General features: G+C 34.9%; 17 protein-coding genes. All 17 read left to right on the plus strand.

What is annotated here, in order from left to right:
- The first annotated feature begins 270 nt into the window (after positions 1–270).
- A complete protein-coding gene (secA, locus tag BM212_RS04200) occupies positions 271–2,736 on the plus strand; it encodes a preprotein translocase subunit SecA (protein ID WP_091896539.1) in 2,466 nt (821 codons plus the stop codon).
- Positions 2,737–2,955: 219 nt separating this feature from the next.
- A protein-coding gene (gene prfB, locus BM212_RS04205; protein ID WP_425434170.1) for a peptide chain release factor 2 occupies positions 2,956–4,057 on the plus strand; the annotation gives its coding sequence in 2 pieces (ribosomal slippage) (positions 2,956–3,027 and positions 3,029–4,057; 1,101 coding nt in all).
- Positions 4,058–4,507: 450 nt separating this feature from the next.
- Positions 4,508–5,194, plus strand: coding sequence for a cell division ATP-binding protein FtsE (gene ftsE / locus BM212_RS04210; protein WP_087058932.1), 687 nt, complete (start codon positions 4,508–4,510; stop codon positions 5,192–5,194).
- Positions 5,184–6,071, plus strand: a complete 888-nt coding sequence (gene ftsX, locus BM212_RS04215; RefSeq protein WP_091896545.1) for a permease-like cell division protein FtsX — start codon at positions 5,184–5,186, stop codon at positions 6,069–6,071. The genes ftsE and ftsX overlap by 11 nt, the downstream gene beginning before the upstream one ends.
- Positions 6,072–6,165: 94 nt before the next feature.
- Positions 6,166–7,362: a C40 family peptidase gene (locus BM212_RS04220; RefSeq protein WP_177206309.1), complete on the plus strand. Its 1,197-nt coding sequence runs from the start codon at positions 6,166–6,168 to the stop codon at positions 7,360–7,362.
- A 347-nt stretch (positions 7,363–7,709) separates the two neighbouring features.
- Positions 7,710–8,909, plus strand: a complete 1,200-nt coding sequence (locus BM212_RS04225) for a PDZ domain-containing protein (protein ID WP_072694228.1) — start codon at positions 7,710–7,712, stop codon at positions 8,907–8,909.
- A 61-nt stretch (positions 8,910–8,970) separates the two neighbouring features.
- Positions 8,971–9,681, plus strand: a complete 711-nt coding sequence (locus BM212_RS04230; RefSeq protein WP_091896593.1) for a response regulator transcription factor — start codon at positions 8,971–8,973, stop codon at positions 9,679–9,681.
- Positions 9,678–11,474, plus strand: coding sequence for a two-component system histidine kinase PnpS (pnpS, locus tag BM212_RS04235; protein ID WP_072694229.1), 1,797 nt, complete (start codon positions 9,678–9,680; stop codon positions 11,472–11,474). The genes BM212_RS04230 and pnpS overlap by 4 nt, the downstream gene beginning before the upstream one ends.
- A gap of 187 nt (positions 11,475–11,661) precedes the next feature.
- Entirely contained in the window at positions 11,662–12,321 is a 660-nt protein-coding gene (locus tag BM212_RS04240) for an HD domain-containing protein (protein WP_072694230.1), read from the plus strand.
- 150 nt (positions 12,322–12,471) lie between these two features.
- Positions 12,472–15,324, plus strand: coding sequence for an excinuclease ABC subunit UvrA (uvrA, locus tag BM212_RS04245; RefSeq protein ID WP_091896552.1), 2,853 nt, complete (start codon positions 12,472–12,474; stop codon positions 15,322–15,324).
- Between the two features lie 257 nt (positions 15,325–15,581).
- Positions 15,582–17,351, plus strand: a complete 1,770-nt coding sequence (liaX, locus tag BM212_RS04250) for a daptomycin-sensing surface protein LiaX (RefSeq protein WP_091896555.1) — start codon at positions 15,582–15,584, stop codon at positions 17,349–17,351.
- An 18-nt stretch (positions 17,352–17,369) separates the two neighbouring features.
- Positions 17,370–17,681, plus strand: a complete 312-nt coding sequence (locus tag BM212_RS04255; RefSeq protein ID WP_091896558.1) for a PspC domain-containing protein — start codon at positions 17,370–17,372, stop codon at positions 17,679–17,681.
- A 2-nt stretch (positions 17,682–17,683) separates the two neighbouring features.
- Positions 17,684–18,019, plus strand: coding sequence for a phage holin family protein (locus BM212_RS04260; protein WP_072694234.1), 336 nt, complete (start codon positions 17,684–17,686; stop codon positions 18,017–18,019).
- A gap of 291 nt (positions 18,020–18,310) precedes the next feature.
- A complete protein-coding gene (gene hprK / locus BM212_RS04265) occupies positions 18,311–19,249 on the plus strand; it encodes an HPr(Ser) kinase/phosphatase (protein WP_072694235.1) in 939 nt (312 codons plus the stop codon).
- Between the two features lie 18 nt (positions 19,250–19,267).
- The gene (gene lgt, locus BM212_RS04270; protein ID WP_091896561.1) at positions 19,268–20,137 is read left to right on the plus strand and encodes a prolipoprotein diacylglyceryl transferase; all 870 of its coding nucleotides are present in this window, start codon (positions 19,268–19,270) and stop codon (positions 20,135–20,137) included.
- Between the two features lie 35 nt (positions 20,138–20,172).
- A complete protein-coding gene (locus BM212_RS04275; protein WP_245750929.1) occupies positions 20,173–20,835 on the plus strand; it encodes an HAD-IA family hydrolase in 663 nt (220 codons plus the stop codon).
- Between the two features lie 17 nt (positions 20,836–20,852).
- Entirely contained in the window at positions 20,853–21,854 is a 1,002-nt protein-coding gene (locus BM212_RS04280) for an NAD(P)H-dependent glycerol-3-phosphate dehydrogenase (protein ID WP_091896567.1), read from the plus strand.
- Positions 21,855–21,858: the final 4 nt, after the last annotated feature.

Raw genomic sequence — 21,858 nt, forward strand, 5'->3', positions numbered from 1 at the left:
TGCCTATATTAGTTCGATCTGTTCAGAATGAAACCATCAAACTGGTAAGAGACCATTACCTATATTTGCTTAGATGAAATCAAGAACCTCTCGTCAAGCATCAAGAATCGTTAGATTTACCTAAGTGATGAGTAGTTAACAGTGCGATAACCGGGCTTTTTTTTGTGAAACAATAATGGTATGATAGTATAGTATGAAAATCGGTTAGTATAACTTTTGATATATAACGATAATGAAGAGATTACACGATTAAAGAGGAGATTTATAAAAATGGCTCATTTACTTAAAAATTTGTTTGATAATGACAAGAAAGAACTGCGTCGTTATGGAAAAATTGCCGACCGTATTGAAAGTATGGAAGAAGAAATTGCTGCTTTATCAGATGAAGAATTGAAAGCTCGCACACAAGAATTTAAATCACGCTATCATAACGGTGAAACTTTAGATGATTTATTACCTGAAGCTTTTGCGACTGTTCGTGAAGCAGCTAAACGTGTACTAGGTTTGTTTCCTTTCCGTGTACAGTTAATGGGTGGAATGTCACTCCATGAAGGTAATATCTCTGAAATGAAAACTGGTGAAGGTAAAACGCTGACAGCTACTATGCCGGTTTATTTAAATGCCATTTCTGGAGAAGGCGTGCACGTTGTAACAGTCAATGATTATCTGGCTACTCGTGATGCTGAAGAAATGGGCGAGTTATACCGCTGGATGGGATTGACTGTTGGATTAAATCTTAATGGGAAAAATTCTAGCGAAAAGCGTGAAGCATATAATTGCGATATAACATATTCTACTAATAATGAACTTGGATTCGATTATTTACGAGACAATATGGTCGTATACAAAGAACAAATGGTTCAAAGACCATTGAATTTTGCAATTCTTGATGAAGTGGATTCGATTTTAGTTGATGAGGCAAGAACACCATTAATTATTTCTGGACAGGCTAATCGATCAACTTCTTTTTACACTCGTTGTGACTTCTTTGTCAAAGGATTAAAGGAAGAGGAAGACTACACGATAGATCTGCAGTCCAAATCTATTTCTTTAACTGAAGAAGGGATCGAAAAGGCTGAGAAAACTTTCCGAGTAAACAATTTATATGATCTTGAGAATCAGACTTTAATCCATCACTTGGACCAGTCTTTAAGAGCTAACTTTATTATGCTTTTAGATATTGATTATGTAGTTAATAATGGAGAAGTCAAAATTGTTGATCAGTTTACTGGGCGTATCATGGATGGTCGTCGTTATTCTGACGGATTACACCAAGCTATTGAAGCTAAAGAAGGTGTAGAAATTCAGAAAGAATCTAAAACAATGGCGACTATTACCTTCCAGAACTACTTCCGTATGTATAAGAAGCTATCTGGGATGACAGGTACAGCTAAAACAGAAGAAGAAGAATTTCGTGAGATTTATAATATGAATGTTATTGCAATTCCAACGAACCGCGAACTTATTCGTGATGACCGTGATGACTTATTATATCCGACTTTAGAAAATAAGTTTAATGCAGTAGCTCAAGATATCAAAGAGCGCCATAAAAAAGGTCAACCTATTTTAGTAGGTACAGTAGCTGTTGAAACTTCTGAAAGAATCAGTCGCTTACTAAGAAAAGAAGGCGTTCCACACGAAGTTTTAAATGCGAAAAACCACTTTAGAGAAGCGGAAATTGTCGTGAACGCTGGGCAGCCGGGAGCTGTTACGATCGCTACCAATATGGCTGGTCGTGGTACAGATATTAAATTAGGACCTGGTGTTAAAGAATTAGGTGGACTGGCTGTAATCGGTACTGAAAGACATGAATCAAGACGTATTGATAATCAGTTGCGTGGCCGTTCCGGTCGTCAAGGAGATCCTGGCGTTTCACAATTCTATTTATCTCTTGAAGACGATTTAATGAAACGTTTTGGATCTGAACGTATTCGTATGGTGTTAGAACAATTAAAAATTTCAGAAGATGATGCGGTTATCCAAAGTCGCATGATCAGTCGTCAAGTAGAATCAGCACAAAAACGTGTTGAAGGAAATAATTATGACACTCGTAGAAATGTCCTTAAATACGATGATGTTATGCGTGAACAACGTGAAGTTATCTACACTCAAAGACAAGAAGTCATTCTGGAAGAAGAGTCTTTGAATTATGTAACAGTTCCAATGATTCGTAGAACAATTGAACGTTACGTTCAACTAAACACCCAACAAGAGGATAGAAGTAAATGGAATCTTTCTCATATTGTTGAATTTGCCCATACTGTTCTGGTACATCCTGACCAGTTATCCGAAGAAGACCTGAAAGGTAAATCAGCTGCTGAGATCGAAAATATCCTAGTTGACTTGGCTCGAGAGAATTATGAAGAGAAAACTGACCAGTTGAATGGAAAAGAACAAGTATTAGAATTTGAGAAAGTTGTTATTCTGCGTGTTGTAGACCGTAAATGGACTGATCATATTGATCAGATGGATCAATTGCGTCAAGGGATCGGGCTGCGTTCTTATGGCCAATTCAATCCTTTAACAGAGTACCAGCAAGAAGGATTTACATTATTTGAAGACATGATCGGTGAAATTGAATACGAAGTAACTCGTCTATTGATGAAATCACAAATTCGTCAGAACTTGCAGCGTGAGCAAGCAACACCAAATAGTAATGGTAAAAAGGCTAAACGTGGACAAGCGAAAAAGCCGACATTTTCACATGATGAAGAAACCCACACAAGATTAGGATAGTTTGCGTAATAAGCTGTAATATAGAGAAATGAACCCTCTTACAAATATGAGGCATCTGTAGAATAAGAAAAAAGAACTGAACCAATACTACATTGGTTCACAATTGTTATTCACTTACAGTGAGATGAGAAGTCATATGAGCGAATAAAAGAAATCTTATAAAAACAGATGTTGGTTGTAAGAGGCGTTTTTCTGCCCGAATTTTAGGAGGATATCATAATGGAAATTAGTGAAATAAGGAATGCACTACAAGCAGCAAGCCAGAAAGTATCAGATTTCAGGGGGTCTCTTTGACTTAGAGGCTATGGAAGTTGATATAGCAGAATACGATGAACAAATGTCTGATCCGTCTTTTTGGAATGATCAGCAAAAAGCTCAAATAATCATAGATGAAGCAAATAATGTAAAAAGTACCTATCAGTCTTTTCAATCTTTAGCAAGTCAAGTTGAAGAATATACGACGATGATTGAAATGCTGGAGGAAGAACAAGATGAAGACATCAGAGCTGAATTAGAAGAAGGTATTCAATCGCTGACTAAAGAGATTGAAGCATTTGAATTAGAAATGTTGTTAAGTGAACCGTATGACAATAATAATGCAATCCTTGAAATCCATCCTGGTGCTGGCGGAACTGAATCCCAAGACTGGGGAGAAATGCTTTATAGAATGTACACAAGGTGGTTTGACAAAAAGGGATTTTCATATGAAGTACTTGATTATCAGAATGGTGAAGAAGCGGGCATCAAAAGCGTAACCCTACTAGTTAAAGGACAGCATGCATATGGTCTTCTCAAAGCTGAAAAAGGCGTTCATAGATTAGTTAGAATATCACCATTTGATTCGAGTGGACGTAGACATACTTCATTTGTATCTATAGATGTTGCGCCAGAAATCAATGAAGATATTGATATTGAAATCAATCCAGATGATATCAGAGTAGATACGTATCGTGCTAGTGGGGCTGGCGGACAGCATATCAATAAAACGGAGTCTGCGGTTAGGATTACGCATAAGGAAACAGGATTAGTAGCAGCTAGCCAGGCAGGAAGATCGCAGCTGGCAAATAAAGAACAAGCAATGAATATGTTAAAAGCAAAATTATATCAAAAAGAACTAGATGAAAAAGCTCAACAAATGGCAGCGATAAAAGGAGAACAAAAAGAAATCGGATGGGGATCTCAAATAAGATCATACGTATTCCATCCTTATTCTATGGTAAAAGATCATAGAACAAATGTGGAAAGCGGAAATACAGATGCTGTTATGGATGGCGAAATTGATCAGTTTATTGAAGCGTACTTGCGTTCTCTAATACAATAAATGAATAAGGTGAAGACTGTTTGAGGATAGAAAGGCTGTCCAAAGCAGTCTTTTTTACGTAAAAATTGAAAGTTCATAAGAAGTGTCAAAATTCGGACATATTTTTAATTTCAAATTATTACTCTTTTGTAACATAATAGAAATATATATAATCCCATAAAAAACCAAAATAAAAGGTCGTAGTGGGTTTTGTTTCGGTTATAAAAAGAATATTTATATAAAAAGTGGAGAATTACAGGCTGATTCTAAAGGGGACCAAGTTTAGACCGTTCAGAATTATACAATCATGACTTTTTGAAATGTTTTTGTAATTGGATTAAAACAGACATCTGTAAATCCAATGATATACTAGAAAAGGCTTAAGACGAAGAAATAACTACTATGATTTATTGAGCAGAATGGCCTACCAGAATTGTTAAGAATAAATATAAATAGATAGGTGATTATATAATGATTGAAATGTCTAATGTTTATAAGAAATATTCAAATGGCATTACAGCAATAAACGGTTTAGATGTTCGAATAGAGCAGGGAGAATTCGTTTATGTCGTTGGACCGAGTGGAGCAGGAAAATCTACATTCATAAAAATGATATATAGAGAAGAATTGCCCACTAAAGGAACTGTTAAAGTAGGAGAATTCGAGCTTGAAAACTTGAAGCCTAAAAAAATTCCTTATTTAAGAAGACATGTCGGAGTAGTATTTCAAGATTTTAAATTACTTCCAAGACTGACAGTATATGAAAATGTTGCCTATGCAATGCAAGTTTTAGAAAAGAATCCAAAACAGATTCAAAAACGGGTTCTTGAGGTTTTAGATCTGGTTGGCTTGAAACATAAAGTAAGAATGTTTCCGAATGAACTTTCAGGTGGGGAACAGCAACGTATTGCAATCGCTCGAGCAATTGCGAATATGCCTCGAGTATTAATTGCCGATGAGCCAACAGGTAACCTAGACCCGGAAACAGCTTGGGGGATTATGGAGTTGCTTGAACAAATCAATAATCAAGGGACAACAATTATAATGGCTACACATAATAGTGAAATTGTAAACCGTGTCAGACATAGAGTCTTGGCAGTTGAAAATGGACGTATTGCCCGTGATCAAGAAGGAGGGGAATACGGATATGAAATTTAGAACAGTTAAAAGACATATTGTTGAATCATTAAGAAGTATAGTGCGTAATGGCTGGATGACACTAGCGGCAGTTAGTGCAGTGGCAGTAACGTTGCTACTAGTAGGAAGCTTTATAGCCTTGCTAATGAATGTGAACAAACTAGCGTCTGATATAGAAAATAATGTGCTCGTCCGTGTCCATATAGATTTGGCTGCTGAAGAAGCAGATCAGGAAGCACTAAAATCATCGCTTGAAGGGTTAGATAATGTTGAAAGTGTTGAATTTGTCAGTCGAGATACAGAGCTACAAAATGTTATTGGAAGCTATGGAGAAACTTTCGGACTATTCGATGGAGATAATAACCCCTTATATGATGTCTTTGAAGTGAATACAAATTCACCAGAATCTACTGCGGAGGTTGCAAAAGCAGCAGAAAGATTAGATTATGTAGCAGAGGTGAATTATGGCGGATCCGATGCTGATCGACTCTTTGAGGTAATGAGTACCGTTAGAAATGTTGGAACGATCATTATTGTTGCCCTCATCTTCACGGCAGTATTCTTAATATCCAATACGATTAGGATTACAATTTTCTCCAGAAGAACTGAGATTGAAATTATGAAACTTGTAGGTGCAACAAACTGGTTCATCAGGTGGCCTTTCTTAATTGAAGGAGCATTTATTGGATTGATCGGTGCGCTGATTCCAGTTTCAATCATCTCATATGTTTATCTAACAGGATATAGTTCAATGACTAACTATTTAGCAAGTTCTACCTATTCTTTACTTGAACCCAATCCTTTCTTGTTCTTACTAATTGCCTTATTGCTTGGTATTGGTATTGTGATTGGTAGTTTAGGGTCAGCTTTATCAATAAGGAAATTTTTGAAAATATAAATATTTTGAATAATGGTGGAGCGAGAAATACGCTTTAATCGCTCCACTTGCATACATAGTGAAAAATAATTTAATGGAGAAAGAGGTAACCGACGTGAATAAAAAATTAATCTTGAAATTAGCATTAACAACTACAATAGGATTTACTTATTTAGCAGCACCTTTAACAGTTTTAGCAGCACCTGGAAGTGAGTCAGAATATAACCAGAAGTTAGAGGATCTTTCGACTGATCAAAGTGATGCTGAAAAAGAATTAGAAGCAGTTGCTTCAAAAATAGAAGATAGAGAAAATGATATGAATAAGCTAGTTGAAGAAATGACTGCAACTACTGAAGCTTTAACAAAATTACAAGATGAAATTAAAGTCTTAAATGAAAAGATTGAAGAACGCGAAGCTCGTCTTGAAGAACAAGCTCGAGCAGTTCAAGTTACAGGAGATTCTAGTTCACTAGTTGAATTTGTAATGGATTCTGATTCTTTAGGAGATGTTATTGGCCGGTTAGATGTTGTCAGCAAACTTGTGACTGCTAATCAAAATTTAATTCAAGAACAGATTGATGATAAAGAGTTAGTTGTCGAAAAAGAAAAAGAAACGCTAGCTAAACAAGAAGAACAAACGCTTCGAGCAGCTAAACTTGAAAGTCAAAAAACAGAATTAGAAGAAGAGCAAGCAAATCAAGAGCGTTTAGTGGCATCTATTTCAGCCCAACGTGCTAAAGTTTCAGAAGAAAAAGACGCATTTTTGGCTGAACAAAAAGCTGCTGAAGAACGTATGAAAGAAATTCAAACAGCTAGAACTGTTGCTGAACAAACTAGCACAATTTCAGTATCAGATGAGTCAAATGGAAGTGATAAAACAGAAAATAATAGTAAAACCGTATCTACTTCTTCAAGTAAAGCTGATGTTGCTGAGAAAAATATCCCAGCAGCAACAAATGGTGGTTCAATCACAAGCGTAGCACAAAGTTTGATTGGTGTTCCTTATTTATCAGCTGGCAGTACACCAGCAGGATTTGACTGCTCAGGATTCGTACAGTATGTATTTCGTAAAGCTGGCCGCAGCATTACAAGAACAGCGGCTGGACAATATAGTGCAACTACAAGAATTACACAATCACAAGCAAAACCAGGAGATTTAATCTTCTTCAACCAATCTGGATCAATTGACCACGTCGGAATTTATCTAGGTGGCGGAAGCTTTATTGGATCTCAATCATCAACTGGTGTTGCAATAGCTTCATTTACCTCAGGCTACTGGTCTAATCATGTAGCTGGATTTGGACGTCCGTAAATTGGATGTCTATCCTTTTCAAATAAATAAAAAAATTAAATGAACAAATTTAATAAAATAGGTTAGTTTAGATCTGGTTTCTTTCTAGATTTAGACTAACCTATTTGTTTCTATAGGAAGGTTTTAATGAGAGGTACTAGGTAAAAAAGCGGAAATATAGAACTATGTAAATATAGATACTAAGTAATGTATTATTTTTTTGAACGATTTACTGTTTATACTCAATATACTATAAAGTCTCAAGTAGAATTCAAATAAATGAAATAAACCATTATCAAACCTTTGCATTACTTTTCATTAAGATGTGTTAAAATAATAAAGAAAGATAAGAAGAAAGGTGTAGAGAAATGAATATTTTACAAAACTTATTATTATCCATTGGACTTTTTTTTATACAGCCGTTATTCATCATTGGTATTATACTCGTTTTACTATCCAAAAGTAGAAGGATCAGTTATGATCGCAAACAGTTAAGAGCCACGATTTATAAAGATAACTTTGAAATTAAAAGATTTTTAATATGGGGACTCTTACCTGGGTTATTATTATCTATTTTAAATGTATTTATAGGTATGCCAATTACTTTAGACTGGGTTATTTTATATCAAATCGTAACTCTATTACTTTTGGGATTTGGCTATCGATTTATTCATCCAATCTTCACTTTTTCTATTACAAGCTTGATTTTGCTTGCTCTTACTTATTTTGACTTGAATTTCAGTCAGTTATTCATGATGCCAGCTAATTGGTTTAGTCCTTTAGAACAAGGTACTTCAGTTGCTTTTGAATTAACACAAGTTAGTTTTATTGTTGCCCTCTTACTATTGTTAAGCACAATACTAGTTTTACATGCAGGCGATATGACGAAATTTATTCCTCGTTTCCTATCGACCAAAAGAGGAAAACTTGTAGCTACTTATAGAATGACACCGTTATGGCTTGTACCATTATTTTTTGTAATACCTGGAGAGGGTTTTCGACCATTTTTTGAGTGGTGGCCGGTTTTTTCAATTGGAAATGAAACTTATTCTTTCTTCTTGCTGCCTGTTTTAATGGGTCTTAGATATACTGTTCAAGCTCAAATGCCAAGCGAAGCAAAAGATAGACTTTTAAAAGATTTTATTGGTTTATCTATAGTTGGTATTATAGTCTTTGCATTGACTTTCTGGATAAAAGAAATTGCTGTATTCGGATTGCTGCTTCTTATAGTTGGCGGATTTCTAGTATTATATCGTCATAGAAAACGGGAACAAAAATGGAGTTTCAGATTTGGACCTGCTGAACAAGGACTGAGAATTATTGCTGTTAGACCAAACAGTCCAGCTGAAAAAATGGGTCTAGATATTGGAGACGCCATTTTAGAATGTAATAATACAATATTACACAATATAGAAGAATATAACGAAGCGTTATTTTCAAATCGTGCATACTGCCATTTAAGAGTCAGACGAGTGGATGGGGAAATAATTCTTACTGAAACATCTATTTATGAAGATGATCCTCATGATTTAGGATTGATTACTCTTGAAGAAATTGAAGTAGTTTGAAACGATAGATTTTAGGTAAAAAAGATAGTGATGGATGAACGAAAGGGTGGAAAATAAAATCATGAAAAAGGTTTTAATTGTCGAAGACGAGCAGTCGATTATTAAATTATTATCTTATAATTTAGAAAAAGAAGGATACCAAGTTACTTCTTCTCTGAATGGAGAAGAAGGATATGAGATGGCTCGCACCAATGCCTATGATTTGATTATTTTAGATCTGATGTTACCTTCTAAAGATGGTATTGATATTTGTAAAGGGTTAAGACAGGAAAAAGTGGACACACCCATTATCATGTTAACTGCAAAAGATTCTGAAATTGATAAGATTATCGGACTTGAAATTGGTGCAGATGATTATATGACGAAACCATTTAGTCCTAGGGAAGTTTTGGCTAGAATGAAAGCAGTATTCAGAAGATACGAGAATAAAATTGAGCGTAAAACTGAACCAGAAGAAAGTCCTGAAAAAGCAATTATCATTAAAGATGTTGAGATTTTGCCTGAACAGTATGAAGTACGTGTGAAGGGCAATCTGATTGAATGTACACCAAAAGAATTTGATTTACTTATATATATGGCCCGCCGTCAAAATAGAATATTAAGTAGAGAACAATTGTTAAACGCGATATGGGATTATGATTTCGCAGGGGAAACAAGAATTGTAGATGTCCACATTAGTCATTTAAGAGAAAAAATCGAAGATGACACTAAAAATCCTCAATATATTAAAACAGCCAGAGGATTCGGATATAAATTAGAGGAGCCAAAATGAAACAACTGAGAAGGAGAATTTTACTCTTTTTCCTGATATTATTCGGTGTTTTTTCTATTATATTTTATTACATTTCTTCAAACACTTTCATTGAACAAGCAATGGATCAACAAGGAGACGACTTACAGGCACAATTACTGACACTTCAAAGTCAAATAGATGAAATCGTTGATGATCAAGATGATTTACCTCAGCTCAATGAAAATCTTGAAAAAACAGCGTCACTTATTTCTGAGCGAATTACCTTGATCGATCTTTCAGGAAAGGTGATATTCGATTCGCATGTGGATCAAAACAATATTGAAAATCATTTTGACCGTCCTGAAATTCAAGCCGTTCTTGAAGGAGAAGATATAGGGACGTATGATCGTGTAAGTAGTAGTACTGATGACTTTAGATATTATGCTGCGGTACCACTGCATAATGCTGCGGGTGAAAAAATAGGGATTCTGAGATTATCCAAAAAAGTTGAGGAAATGATTGGAATTACGGATGAGCTTATAAGATATTTATTAGTATTTATTACAATTTCTCTTATCTTGACAATGCTGTTTACCTTTTATTGGACTAAACGTATTGGTGATCCAATTGAAGAAATTAAGTATGTTGCCAATAAGCTCTCTCATCAGAAATACAAAGCCAGATATAGTGCTACATCATATCAGGAAATTGATGGACTTGGTCAGACAGTCAACGAATTAGCAGGTAGTCTTGAATCACAAATGCAGGAAATTAAGCAAAATGATGAAAGATTACGTGAGTTAATTAATCATTTAGTTATTGGTGTCATGCTCCTTGATGAAAATAGACAAATCACTATGGTTAATCCAATCATGAATGAAATCTTAGAAGAGAACTTATATGGTAAAATAGGTCATTCTTATCTAGAAGTATTTAAAAGTTTTGGATTGAATCAGCTGATTGAAACAGCTTATGAAAAACAAGAATTTCAAAATAGAGAAATAGCTTTACTTATACAAGATGAAAAAATCGTAGATGTTAATATTGTACCGATTCCAGGTCGTGCGAAAAACACAACAAACTATATAGTATTGCTTTATGATATAACAGAAATTAGAAGATTAGAAAAAGTTAGAACTGATTTTGTAGCTAATGCATCCCATGAATTAAGAACTCCAATTACTGCTTTGAAGGGATTCAGTGAAACACTTCTTGATGGAGCTTTAGAAGACAGAGAGGTTTTAATTGAATTTTTAGAAATTATGCTTAAAGAAAGCAGTCGTCTGGACTTGATGGTCCAAGATATTTTGCAGCTTTCGAAACTTGAACAAAAACAAGTTAGATTAAATGTTGAATCTATTGAAGCTGAATCAGTTGTTAAAGAAGTATTTCAAATCTTACAACAAAAAGCAGAATTGAAGGATATAGAATTATCAGTTGTTTGTGATGAGCCGGTTTATCTTGAAGTAGATCATGATCAATTGAAACAGATTATTTTAAACCTTGTAGGAAATGCTATATCGTATACTCCAGAAAAGGGTATAGTTAAAGTTGAACTGGGTTATGAGAATCAAGAAGCGATTATACGAGTCATCGACAATGGTATTGGAATACCTCTTGAAGAACAATCACGTGTCTTTGAACGTTTTTATAGAGTAGACAAAGCAAGAAGCAGAAATGCTGGAGGAACTGGGTTAGGATTATCGATCGTCAAATATCTCGTTGAAAATTTAAATGGATTTATTGAATTGAATAGCGAAGTAGGTAAAGGAACAACGTTTGAGATTCGTCTACCCATCAGGTTCGAAAATAAGATTCTGACTAAAAAATAAATTAATTGACTCTGGTTTTGTATTTATACAAACTAGGGTCTTTTTAATTCGGAACGGAATAATTGATTTATCGCTATGACGGAGATTAAAATAGAGGTAAGGTTGCAATTAAACTAATAAGCTGTTAATATAGTAAAAATTTACTCAAATTGTCATACTAATTAAAATGAAAGTGAGATGACCAAAAATGGGAATGCATGAATACTTTAAAAGTCTTAGTGATTTAGAAAAAATTAACCGTTGTCCTGGAAAATTCAAGTATGAGGAACATTCAGTTGCGGCGCATTCATTTAAAGTCACACAAATTGCTCAATTCTTAGGAACAGTTGAAGAGCAAGCCGGAAAGCAAGTAAACTGGAAGTCACTTTACGAAAAAGCGTTGAATCACGACTATACAGAAATTTTTATTGGAGATATTAAAACACCAGTGAAATATGCTGATCCTGATTTAAGAGAACGATTAGCAACTGTAGAAGAATCAATGGCACATCATTTTATAGATCAAGAAATACCAAGAGAATTTCAGAATATTTATAGAGAAAGATTCAAAGAAGGAAAAGATGATTCACTTGAAGGAAAAATTTTGTCAGTTGCGGACAAAGTGGACTTATTATATGAATCATTTGGCGAAATACAAAAAGGTAATCCTGAATCTTTATTTACAGAAATTTATGAAGAATCACTAGGTACAATTTTAGAATTTAAGGATTTGTATAGTGTGCAATACTTCTTAAAAGAAATATTACCAGATCTAATAAGCGGTGAATTTACTAATCAAGCTGAGTTAGAAAGAATTACGAGTCTTATATTAAAAGGAGAAAATACGGAACAAACATTCGCTAATTAAAAAAATATATGCTATAATTTGCTATGGAGAAGAGGTAGGGGAGGTTTCCGCTTACCTCTTCATTAGCGTTAACTAAATTAAAATGAGCAATTAAAGTACTACCTTCACTTAAACGGAAGATATACTCTAATAAAGGGAATGATTTAATTAATGAGTAATGATAAAATCGAAGTCCGCGGTGCCCGTTCGCACAATCTTAAAGACATTGATGTAACAATACCACGTGATAAATTTGTTGTGATGACTGGACTGTCTGGCTCTGGTAAAAGCTCGTTAGCATTCGATACTTTATATGCAGAAGGACAGCGCAGATATGTAGAATCGTTGTCTGCGTATGCAAGACAGTTTTTAGGACAAATGGATAAGCCGGATGTTGACAGTATTGATGGATTGAGTCCTGCGATATCCATTGATCAGAAAACAACGAGTAATAATCCTAGATCTACAGTAGGAACAGCAACAGAAATCAATGATTATATGAGACTGATGTATGCTCGTATTGGAACGCCCATCTGTCCCAATGATGGTACTGAAATTTCTAGCCAGACGATTGATCAGATGGTAGACAAAATTTTAGAAAATCCTGAAAAGACAAGAATACAAATTTTAGCTCCAGTTATTAAAGAAAAAAAGGGTCAACATAAAAAAGTACTTGAAAAAATTAAATCTGAAGGTTATGTTCGTCTAAGAATTGACGGAGAAATGGCCGACATTGGTGATACGATTGAACTTGAAAAAACTAAAAAACATACGATTGATGTAGTTGTGGATAGAATCGTAATCAAAGATGGAATCAGATCTCGTCTTTTTGAATCTATCGAATCTGCTTTGAGATTAGCAGACGGTTTTGTGGTAGCGGATATTATAGGGGACAGAGAAGAGTTATTCAGTGAACACTATGCTTGTCCTCATTGTGGATTTACACTTCCAAAAGTAGAACCTAGGCTGTTTTCATTCAATGCTCCGTTTGGTGCATGTGAAGCTTGTGATGGACTAGGAACAAACCTTGAAGTTGATTTGGAGCTTGTGATTCCAGATGAGTCTCTTTCTATTGATGATGGAGCTATTATTCCATGGAATCCAATTAGTTCTAACTATTATCCGCAGATGCTTTCACAAGCTTGTGAGACATTTGGAATCAAAACTAATATTCCATTCAAAGATTTACCTGAAAAGGATAAGGAAATTATATTAAATGGATCTGCAGATAGAAAATTTCATTTTCATTATAAAAATGATTTTGGCGGTGTAAGAGATACAATGATTCCTTTTGAAGGAATCTTGCCCAATATTGCAAGAAGATATAAAGAAACAAGCAGTGATTTTACGAGAAATCAAATGCTTCAGTATATGACTGAATTAGAATGTCCAGTCTGTAAAGGTAAACGATTAAATCGACAAGCACTGTCTGTTAAAGTATTAGGTAAAGACATTGGTGAAGTCAGTAAGCTTTCAATAGAGGATGCTCATTCTTTTTTTGATGAAATGAACTTATCTTCACGAAACACTACTATTGCGTTACCAATCCAGAAAGAAATCTTAGATAGACTCACGTTTTTGAAAAATGTTGGGCTGGATTATCTCACATTGAATCGAAGAGCGGGATCGCTTTCGGGGGGAGAAGCCCAAAGGATCCGATTAGCTACACAGATAGGATCGAATTTGTCTGGTGTTCTTTATATTTTAGATGAGCCTTCAATCGGTCTTCATCAAAGAGACAATAATCGATTGATTGAATCATTAAAGAATATGAGAGACTTGGGAAATACGCTGATTGTTGTAGAACATGACGAAGATACTATGCGTGCAGCTGATTATCTGATTGACATTGGACCAGGAGCTGGTGAACGTGGTGGAGAAATTGTGGCGATTGGAACGCCAGAAGAAGTAGAAAAAAATGTTGAATCATTAACGGGAGCGTATCTTTCTGGAGAAAAATTCATTTCGGTACCTGAAAAGCGGAGATCAGAAGAATTAGGTTATATTGAAGTGAAAGGCGCTCGAGAAAATAATTTAAAAAATATAGATGTTGCTTTCCCGCTTGGCCGATTTATTTCGGTTACAGGCGTATCGGGTTCTGGGAAAAGTTCACTAGTAAATGGAATCTTGAAAAAGGCTTTAGCTAGAGAAGTAGGACGTTCAAAAGCTAAACCTGGATTACATGATACTATAACTGGATATGAAGACATTGAAAAAATTATCAATATTGATCAAAGTCCGATTGGTCGAACCCCTAGAAGTAATCCTGCCACGTATACAAGTGTATTTGATGATATAAGAGACTTATTTGCGAAAACAAATGAAGCGAAGATGCGCGGTTATAAAAAGGGTCGTTTTAGTTTTAATGTTAAAGGTGGACGATGCGAAGCGTGCAAAGGCGATGGAATTATCAAAATCGAAATGCACTTTTTACCTGATGTGTATGTACCTTGTGAAGTTTGTCATGGAACTAGGTATAATTCTGAGACACTAGAAGTTAGGTATAAAGGTAAAAATATTGCTGAAGTTCTTGAAATGGATATAGCAGAAGCAGCAGAATTTTTTGAAAATGTTCCTAAGATTGCTAGAAAAATGCAAACGATTATTGATGTTGGGTTAGGATATATGACGTTAGGCCAACCAGCGACAACTTTATCGGGTGGAGAAGCACAGCGTATGAAACTGGCTAGTGAATTGCATAAAAGACAAAATGGCCATAACTTTTATATATTAGATGAACCGACTACCGGATTGCATGCGGATGATATTTTAAGATTATTAGTTGTATTAGATCGACTAGTAGAAGCGGGAAATACTGTGTTGGTTATTGAACATAACTTAGATGTTATTAAAGTTGCAGATTACGTTATTGATTTAGGGCCGGAAGGTGGAGCTGGCGGCGGTACAATCATAGCTACTGGAACCCCTGAAGAAGTAGCAGAAGTCAAAGAAAGTCATACTGGACGTTATCTTAAGGAAGTACTTGAAAAAGATAAAAAACGCAAAGCGAGTCTGAAGTCTTAATTTAAAAAACACCTCAATGTTTATTGTATAAATAATTGAGGTGTTTTTTATTATTGATTGATTTTTGATCATTTATCCAAAAATATCAGTCGCAAGTCCTATGACATTTATTCTCATATGTTGCATACTATTTATAAGGGTAGAGAACAAAAAGATCTATTCTGAACTTGTCGTAACTAAATCAGACTCTGAAATAAGTAAAAATGTAGTGATTTTGAGAGAATATTAGATTAAAAATCGAACGGGAGGAAAAAGACATGCAAGAGAGAGAACGTATTTTAGAATTAGTTAAAAATGGTGTGATTTCAACTCAGGAAGGCTTAGATCTATTAGAATCATTGGTGAAAAAAGAAGATAGAAAACAAGAGAAAAAAGATTTTGCGCAGCCAGATTCCGTTCAATCTAAAGTAGAAAATGAATCTGAAGAACAAGAAAGTCGTTTTGAAACAGAGACAGATCAGGATGAAACAGAAGACCAGGTAAATAATGATGAAGAAAAAGCACAAATTTACTCTCAGCTAGAAAAAGAACTAGAAAACTTGGCAGCAGAAATCAATCACTATTCTGTCGAACTGGATCAAGTTAATGAGAAACTTACTAATACTAAAGAGAATTTAGAAAATAAAAAAGCAAAGTTGTATGAGCTTAAAGAAGGATCTAGATTAGAAAAATCTGAAGAAATGGCTACAATTCGAGCTGATATCTTGAACTTGGAGAAAGAAATTTCTTTAATCCAGAAAATTGATGAATTAGATAATACTGCAGAAGTTGCAGAATTAAAATCTGATTTGAATGATAAAATAACTGAGTTAGAAAAGGTACAGGCTGAAACTGATCCAGATAAAGAAATGAAAATAAAAGAGTTAGAGAAAGAAATCAAAGTTTTAGAAGAACAAGCTGAAGGAATACAAAAAGAAAAAATGGCTCTTATGAAAAAATTGCATGCTGTTAAAATGAAACAATGGACAACAAAAGCAAAACAAGTTTCAGAGAGACTAGAAATTCCTGAGAATTGGAAAGACGAAGCGACTGAAACAATTTCTAAAGCAGGCAAGCAAATCGAAGCAAGTGGAAAAGAACTTGGAAAATTAATCAGAGAATCAGTATCTACTTCAATGAAAAGTGATACTGCTCAATCAGTTAAAGGTTCAATCAATTCTGCATTTGAGAACTTTGACTGGAAAGATATCAATATGCGTGTTCCAAAATTAGCTTCTACAACATTCGAACATGAATGGACATTTGAAGAAACGACGGCTAGCATTTTAGATTTCAAACTTGCCAATGGCCAACTGAAAATTGTGTCTAGCGATAATGACACGATCAAAGTATCTGCAAAAGTTAAATTATATGGTAAAATAAATGAAGAAACGCCATTAAAAGCATTCGAAGAACGCAGTCAGATTGAGATCGATGATGATAAGTTTGTTTTCCATGTTCCAAACAAACGAATTGAAGCTGTTATTACAATGTCACTTCCTAAACGAATCTATGATTATACTGCTATTAAATTATTGAATGGAGACGTCTTATTCAATGAATTTTCAGGAAAAGATGTCTTTGTCAAATCAACAAATGGAGATATGACATTTAAAAATACGGAAGCTGTTATGTTAGAAATTAAAGGAACAAATGGAGATGTTCAAGTTAAAAATTCAGATATCCGTGATTTCTTAGTTAGCACAGTCAACGGGAATATTGCCTACAAAGGAGCTCCTTTAAGTTCTGATGTATCCACAACAAATGGGGATATTAAACTGACGTTGAGCAGTAAAGAAATGACCCGAATCAAAGCAAGTTCCGTAAATGGAGATGTTAAAATTGCAATTCCTCTGGAAATAGACGTTGAAGGTGAAGCTAAGACAGTTTTCGGTAAAGTGAAAAGTCGATTAAATGAAATTGATGTTCAATCACAAAAAGATACAAAACTTAATTTCAGACGTATTCGTCAAGGACAAGTGCTTCAACTGACTGCACAGACGACTTCTGGTAATGTTTTATTAAAGGACACAAATGAATCTAAATAGTAAAGGAAGGTTAGTATAATGGGAAACTTAAAAAAATCAAAAGATAATGCAGTGATATTCGGTGTTATTGGAGGTATTGGGGAGTATTTTAATATTGATCCAGTGTTATTGCGCGTTATCCTGGTCGTTATTACTTTCTTAGGAGTCGGCACTACGATTCCTGTCTATCTGGTTATGGCACTTCTTATGCCGGAGGGGAATTCTTCAAGAAAAACGACAGATTATAATCCTTTTTCAAATAACTCAAGCGATTATACAAATAAAACAAAGCCTAAATCGCAACGAAAAGAAGCTGAAAAAGTAAAAGAGGATGACTGGAGTGACTTTTAATAATGAAATGGTGGCAGAGAATATTAGCTAATACCATCATATTTTTAGCATTAGCTGGATTTCTAGATGGATTTATGATTTCTACTTGGGCAACTGCTCTGATAGCTGCTATTGTGTTTGCAGGACTGAATCTATTTGTAAAACCAATACTAGTCTTGTTATCACTGCCCATTACATTTATGACTTTAGGATTATTTTACTTTGTCATTAATGGATTGATGTTGTGGTTTACAGCATCATTAGTAAGCGGATTTGAGTTTAGTTCATTTTGGATGGCACTTGTTGTGGCATTGATCGTATCAGCACTTAATGCATTTTTAAGTAGCGGATATGAATAAGCTATTCAATCCTATTAAAATACGACTATTGAAATCAGATTAGTTATTCTGATTTCAATAGTTTTTTTTTATTGATAATTAATGTAAGTATTTATTTATTACCTATAAACAAAAGCTTAATTGTGATATGATGTAAGTGCTTATTAGTTTTTAGGCAACATTAAATATCAGAAACAATTACCTTTAATGAATGTTTGATTTAAAGGAAATGAAGTGACTTGAAAGACTAATAAGGCAGAATCAGTTATTGTATTTCCTAATGCAATTCAATGATTAGCGAAGGAGAGTAAAATGACGAATATAGTAACCATTAAAGAACTTGTAGAAGAAATGAATGATATAAAAGTTGTCGTTGGAGAAGAGAACTTACAACGTCATATAACAATCAGTGATTTGTCTCGTCCGGCATTGGAATTAACAGGATATTTCAGTTTTTATCCTCAAAACCGTATCCAACTACTAGGACGTACGGAGCTATCATTTGTTGATCGAATGACAAGTGATGAACGATATATCATCATGAAAAGAATGTGTCAGGCAGATACACCGGCATTTTTAGTTTCCAGAAGCCAAGAGCCGCCTAAAGAACTTATCAAAGCTGCATCTGAAAAAGGTATTCCTGTCCTTGTGTCTACTAGACCCACGACTAGGTTATCGTCTAATGTAACAAACTTCTTGGAAGAACGTCTAGCTGAACGTATTTCTCAACATGGAGTCCTTGTCGATATTTATGGTATGGGCGTGTTGATTATCGGAGATTCGGGAATTGGGAAATCTGAAACTGCCCTAGAATTGATTCAACGTGGACATCGTTTGGTTGCAGATGATCGAGTAGAACTTTATATGATGGATGAAAATCGTATTATTGGTGAGCCACCAGAAATTTTACGTCACTTGATTGAAATCAGAGGTATTGGTGTAATTGATGTCGTAAATCTATTTGGAGTAGGCGCAATCAGAACAAGTAAAACAGTAGATTTAGTAATGAATCTAGAACATTGGGATCGCAACCGTGAGTACGATCGTTTAGGCAATAACTTGGAAAATATGCGTTTCTTTAATGTCGATGTACCAAAATTGTCTATTCCAGTTCGAGTTGGCCGGAATCTGTCAATCATTATTGAAATTGCGGCTATGAATATCAGAGCCAAGGAAATGGGCTATGATGCTACCGTAACCTTTGAACGTAATTTAGAAAAATTAATCAAAAGAAACTCACAAGACTTGTAGTATGGAGGAAATAAATTAATGAATTTTACTTTAGGCGCCATTGATCCAGTGGCTTTTCAATTTGGCCCTTTAAGGGTTGCTTGGTATGGGATCATTATAGTTTTTGGAATGTTCGTAGCTGTCTGGTTAAGTATTAAAGAAGGTGAAAAACGAGGAATAAAAGAAGATTTCATTATTGATCTAGCTTTTTGGATCATTCCAGCAGGATTGATCGGAGCCAGAATTTACTATGTCCTTTTTGAATTGGATGTTTATTTACAGGATCCTATCCGAATGCTCTATATCTGGGAAGGCGGCATTGCAATTTATGGAGGATTGATTGCAGGATTTGCAACCTTAGTCTGGTTTACTAAAAAAAGAGGGATTCCAGTCTGGTTATTATTAGATGTATTAGCTCCACATGTCATGATAGCTCAGGCAATTGGTCGCTGGGGGAACTTTATTAACCAAGAAGCTCATGGTGGAGAAGTCAGCCGTAACTTTCTAGAACGGATGTTTTTACCGAACTTTATTATTGAACAAATGAATATTAATGGTGCTTACTATCATCCTACCTTCTTATATGAATCTTTATGGAATGTAGTAGGATTTGTAATCTTAATGGTTCTGCGTAGTAAAGATAAAGTATTAAGACGAGGTGAAGTGGCTTTAGGCTACGTTGCATGGTATGGATTAGGAAGATTCTGGGTAGAAGGTATGCGAACAGACAGCCTTTATTTTGGACCGTTCCGTGTTTCTCAAGTCTTATCTGTCATTTTATTTTTAGGAGCTATAGCTTGGATCATATACAGAAGAAATTATCAGTATCCAACGCCTCCTTACTATACAGAAGGGATGCTTCCAGAGCAGACTTTTGCTGAGAAGAAGAGAAAATTTCAATCAAAATAATAAAATGAATGTTTAGGAAAAGAAAGGGAATTATTTTGGAATATACAGCAGCATTATTTGACTTTGATGGGACGTTAGCAAATTCCAATGAATTGATTAACCGAACCCATTATACAGTTCTAGAAGAACTTTTTCCCGGAAAGTATACGATGGAATCAGTTCGTCAATTTAACGGTCCTTCACTTGATGAAGTATATGGCACATTAGTACCTGATAGAAAAAAAGAAATCATTACTAAATATCGTCAGTTAAATTCTGAATTACATGATGAAATGATTACTTTATTTACAGGTGTGCAAAAAGAATTGATGCTGTTGAAAGAAAAAGCTGTAAAGCTGGCAATTGTTTCAACAAAAAAAAATGATATGATTGAGCGTGGAATTAAGATTTTAGGGCTGGAAAATCTATTCAATGTTGTAATTGGATCTTATTCTTATAATCATTATAAACCACATCCGGAACCAATCTATAGAGCATTAGCTGAATTGAATGTACCGCATAATCAAGCGATCATGATTGGGGATAATACTCATGATATAGAATCTGCGACTAATGCTGGAATACCTAGTGTATTTGTAGAATGGTCCCAAAAAACATTGAAGGAAATAGAGCCTTACGAACCTACTTATACAGTAAAAACTATGAAAGAATTATCTGAAGTTATTATTGGAAAAAATATTGATAAACAGATTCAGTAAGAGGAGGTGTCTAGTCAGTGCAAAAACAAGTAGCTGTTTTAGGAGCAGGCTCATGGGGGACAGCTCTTTCAAAGGTATTGTATGAAAATGGATGTTCAGTAAATTTATGGAGTCGCAATCAAAGTCAAGTAGATGAAATCAATCACTGTCATTCAAACAAAAATTATCTGCCTGATTCAGTTTTGCCGGATGGACTTAAAGCAACTAGTAATCTTAAAGCAGCTGTTGAAACTGCTCAAGTTATTGTTTTCGTAGTCCCGACAAAAGCGATTAGAAATTTAGCTCATCAAATTGCTGAGTTTATCACTGAACCTAAGTTAATCGTTCATGCTTCCAAAGGGCTAGAACAACTGACACATAAAAGAATCTCAACGATTTTAGAAGAAGAAATTCCTATAAAAAAAAGAACAGCCATTGTTGCTTTATCTGGTCCGAGTCATGCAGAAGAGGTTATGGCAAATGATCTAACAACTATTACAGCTGCGTCTGAAGATGAAGAGAGTGCTAAGACTGTCCAAGGCTTATTTATAAATGACTATTTTAGAGTATATACAAATAAGGATATTTTAGGGGTAGAAATTGGGGCTGCTTTAAAAAATATTATTGCAGTGGGTGCAGGAGCAATTTCCGGTATGGGGTTTGGGGATAATGCTAAAGCTGCACTAGTAACTAGGGGACTGGCTGAAATAACCAGATTGGGTGTCGCAATGGGGGCCGATCCACTAACCTTTATGGGATTAAGTGGTGTTGGAGACTTGATTGTGACCTGTACAAGTCCTCATTCTAGAAACTGGCGTGCAGGTCATTTACTAGGAGAAGGACAAGAGATCGATACAATTTTAACTGAAATGGGAATGGTTGTGGAAGGCATATCGACAACAAAAGCGGCATTTGAATTATCACAAGAATACAATATAGATATGCCGATTACAGACGCAATCTATAAAGTGGTTTATGAGGATGCTGAAGTAAAATATGTTATACTTGGGTTAATGCAGCGTGAAGGAAAATCAGAGTAACAGT

It is taken from the genome of Marinilactibacillus piezotolerans (assembly GCF_900114235.1).
GTDB lineage: Bacteria > Bacillota > Bacilli > Lactobacillales > Carnobacteriaceae_A > Marinilactibacillus > Marinilactibacillus piezotolerans.